This window comes from Mycobacterium sp. (assembly GCF_049278535.1).
In the GTDB taxonomy this organism is placed as follows: Bacteria; Actinomycetota; Actinomycetes; order Mycobacteriales; family Mycobacteriaceae; genus Mycobacterium.
Window position 1 is genome coordinate 1 of the sequence record NZ_JBAPMI010000279.1, and the last position, 4,055, is coordinate 4,055.

The following is a 4,055-nucleotide window of genomic DNA, read 5'->3' on the forward strand; positions in this document are numbered from 1 at the left end:
GCCGAACTCCTCGGCGCCCAGCAGGGCGGCGATGACGACATCGCGTCCGGTCTTGAGCTGGCCGTCGACCTGTACGACGATCCGGTCGCGAAGTCCGTTGAGCAGCAACGTCTGCTGGGTCTCGGCCAGGCCGAGCTCCCACGGCGCGCCGGCGTGCTTCATCGACGTCAGCGGCGTCGCACCGGTGCCACCGTCGTGTCCGGAGATCAGCACCACGTCGGCATGTGCCTTGGACACCCCGGCCGCGACGGTGCCGACCCCGTTCTCCGAGACCAGCTTGACGTGAATCCGGGCGGACGGGTTGGCGTTCTTCAGGTCGTGGATCAGCTGCGCGAGGTCCTCGATCGAATAGATGTCGTGGTGCGGCGGTGGGGAAATCAGGCCCACCCCCGGAGTCGAGTGCCGTACCTCGGCGATCCACGGATAGACCTTGTTGGCCGGAAGTTGGCCGCCCTCACCGGGTTTCGCGCCTTGGGCCATCTTGATCTGGATGTCGCTGCAGTTGCTCAGGTAGTGCGACGTGACGCCGAAGCGGGCCGAGGCGACCTGCTTGATCGCACTGCGCCGCCAGTCGCCGTTCGGGTCAGGGTCGAACCGGTTGACGCTCTCGCCACCCTCACCGCAGTTCGACCGGCCGCCGAGCCGGTTCATTGCGATCGCCAGCGTCTCGTGCGCCTCGGCCGAGATCGAGCCGTAGCTCATCGCGCCGGTCGAGAAGCGCTTGACGATCTCGCTGGCCGGCTCGACATCGTCGAGCGGGATCCGCTGGCGCCCGTCACGGAATTTCAGCAGCCCGCGCAGCGACGCCATCCGCTCACTCTGGTCGTCGATCAGCCGGGTGTATTCCTTGAATATCTCGTACTGACCGGTGCGGGTGGAGTGCTGCAACTTGAACACGGTGTCGGGGTTGAACAGGTGGTATTCGCCTTCGCGGCGCCACTGGTATTCCCCGCCCACCTCGAGTTCGCGGTGCGCACGCTCGTCGGGCCGATCCAGGAAGGCCAGCGTGTGCCGGGTCGCGACGTCGGCGGCGATGTCGGCCAACGTGATTCCGCCGGTCGGACAGGTCAATCCGGTGAAGTACTCGTCGAGGATCTCCTCGGCGACTCCGACGGCCTGGAACAGCTGGGCGCCGGTATAGGAGGCCAGCGTCGAGATGCCCATCTTGGACATCACTTTCAGCACACCCTTGCCGGCGGCCTTGATGTAGTTGTTCAGCGCCGTCTCGCGGTCCAGACCCTCGAGGCCACCGCGGTCCAGCATGACCTCGATGGACTCGAACGCCATGTACGGATTGACCGCCGCCGCACCGAAGCCGATCAGCGCGGCCATGTGATGTACCTCGCGGGCGTCGCCCGACTCGACCACCAGTCCGACCTTGGTGCGGCTGCGCTCGCGGACCAGGTGGTGGTGGACCGCCGAGACGGCCAGCAGCGACGGGATCGGCGCCAGCTTCTCGTCGGACTCCCGGTCGGAAAGGATGATGATCCGCGCGCCGTCGGCGATCGCCGCCGAAGTCTGTGCGCGCACCTCGTCGAGCGCTTCCTTCAGGCCGGCGCCATTGTCGGCGACCGGGAAGAGGCAGCGAATCACCTTGGACCGCAAGCCATGCCGACGACCGTTGACTTCCACGTCGGGGTCCAGGTTGATCAGCTTGGCCAGTTCGTGGTTACGCAGCACCGGCTGCCGCAGGATGATCTGGCGACAGGAGTCCGCGTTCGGGTTGAGCAGGTCGCCTTCTCCGCCGGTGGTCCCCTGCAGGCTGGTCACCACCTCTTCGCGGATGGCGTCCAGCGGCGGGTTGGTCACCTGGGCGAACAGTTGCTGGAAGTAGTCGAACAGCATCCGCGGCCGTTGCGAGAGCACCGCGACCGGGGTGTCGGTGCCCATCGAGCCGAGCGGCTCGGCGCCGGTCCGCGCCATCGGCGCGACCAGCAGGTTGAGCTCTTCGTAGGTGTAGCCGAACACCAGCTGGCGCAACACAACCCGGTGGTGCGGCATCCGGACGTAGTCGCCCTGTGGCAGCTCGTCCAGCGGGATCAGGCCCTTGTCGAGCCATTCCTGGTACGGGTGCTCGGCGGCCAGCTCGGCCTTGATCTCCTCGTCCGCGACGATCCGGCCCTGGGTGGTGTCGACCAGGAACATCCGGCCCGGCTGCAGCCGCATCCGGCGCACGACCTTCGACGGGTCCAGGTCGAGCACGCCGGCCTCGGAGGCCATCACGACCAGGCCGTCGTCGGTCACCCAGATCCTCGACGGGCGCAGACCGTTGCGGTCCAGCACGGCGCCCACAATGGTGCCGTCGGTGAACGTCATCGATGCCGGGCCGTCCCACGGCTCCATCAATGAGGCGTGATACTCATAAAAGGCGCGCCGGGCCGGGTCCATCGACGGGTGCCGCTCCCAGGCCTCCGGGATCATCATCAGCACCGCGTGCGCCAGGCTGCGCCCCCCCAGGTGCAGCAGCTCGAGCGCCTCGTCGAAGCGGGCGGTGTCGGAGGCCCCGGGCGTACAGATCGGGAACAGCTTGTCGACGTCGTCGTGGGATCCGAAGACGTCGGTGTCGATCAGCGCCTCGCGGGCGCGCATCCAGTTCTCGTTGCCGGTGACGGTGTTGATCTCGCCGTTGTGCGCGATGCGCCGGAACGGATGCGCCAGCGGCCACGACGGGAAGGTGTTCGTGGAGAACCGCGAGTGCACGATGCCCAGCGCGCTGGTCAGCCGCTGGTCCTGCAGGTCCAGATAGAACGCCTTGAGCTGCGGCGTGGTCAGCATGCCTTTGTAGACCATGGTCTGGCCGGAAAGGCTTGGGAAGTACACGGTTTCGCGGCCGGGGCCGTCCTGGCCCGGACCCTTGGTGCCGAGCTCGTGCTCGGCACGCTTGCGGATGACGTACGCGCGGCGCTCCAGCTGCATGCCATCGGCGCCGGCGATGAACACCTGGCGGAAAGTGGGCATAGCGTCGCGGGACAGTGCGCCCAGCGACGAGTCGTCGGTGGGTACCTCGCGCCAGCCCAGCACCTGCAGGCCCTCGGCTTCGGCGATCTTCTCCACCGCGGCACAGGCCGCGGCCGCTTCCTTCGACGACTGCGGCAAGAACGCGATGCCGGTGGCGTAGCTGCCCGCCTCGGGCAGATCGAAGTCGACCACCTCGCGCAGGAAGGAATCGGGGACCTGGATCAGGATGCCGGCGCCGTCACCGCTGTGCGGCTCAGCGCCCTGGGCGCCCCGGTGTTCGAGATTCACCAGCGCGGTGATTGCCTTATCGACGATGTCGCGGCTGCGTCGGCCGTGCATGTCGACGACCATGGCCACCCCGCACGAGTCATGCTCGAATGCGGGGTTGTAGAGCCCGACGCGGTTGGGCGCCATTCCCACCTGACCCTTCACCAAATTCTTTCTGCCGCAGCATTCACGATTCGCACCGTTGGGGGCCGCGCCCTGAAGGCTGCGGGCTAGGCCCCTTCGGCCTTGTCGATGTGCTGCTCGCCTGATGACGATCCGGTTGGGAGGATCCGTACGGCGCTGAACGGTGGCCCTGCTCCCGGTTTTCGACAAGTCGTAAAACGATATGACAAAACCAGCCTGACATGCCAACTTGACCCATCTTAACCGGTAGATTGCCGGGGCCGCCAAACTGTGCTGCCGCCCACGCCTGGGCGGCCCTGATCCGGCTGTACCGCAGCGCATTTGGGCGCAGTCGAGCCTGGTTCTCCCGGTTCGGCCGCGGCCCGCCCACCGGCCGGTGCCGGTCGATAATTTGCTGTGATTGCGGTCTATTCAGCTGCAGAGAGTCCGGGCGCCTCACACGCACTGCCCGCAGCGGGTGACGCGGGTCACCAAAAGCCGTGGCAGAGCGGCTCTACCGGCCAGTCGAGTGCCTGGCATTTGCGGCTACGGCCCGCCAAAACCGCGTATAACGGCGTCGCCGGTAAAAGTTGCCGGAAAATTTTCTATTCATCCTGGTTCCGATACCTGTGACCTGCGCGATCGGTGCCGGCCACGCTGGGCTGGCGCCGACGCATCTACGATGCCTTCCATGAGCTTGGCCACAT

General features: G+C 66.7%; 1 protein-coding gene. It reads right to left on the bottom strand.

Going from position 1 to position 4,055, the window contains the following annotated elements; all coding sequences use genetic code 11:
• A partial coding sequence (gltB, locus tag WAO18_RS18800) for a glutamate synthase large subunit (RefSeq protein WP_422207744.1) occupies window positions 1-3,372 on the bottom strand: 3,372 nt, incomplete at its 3' end.
• Between the last annotated feature and the right edge of the window lie 683 nt (window positions 3,373-4,055).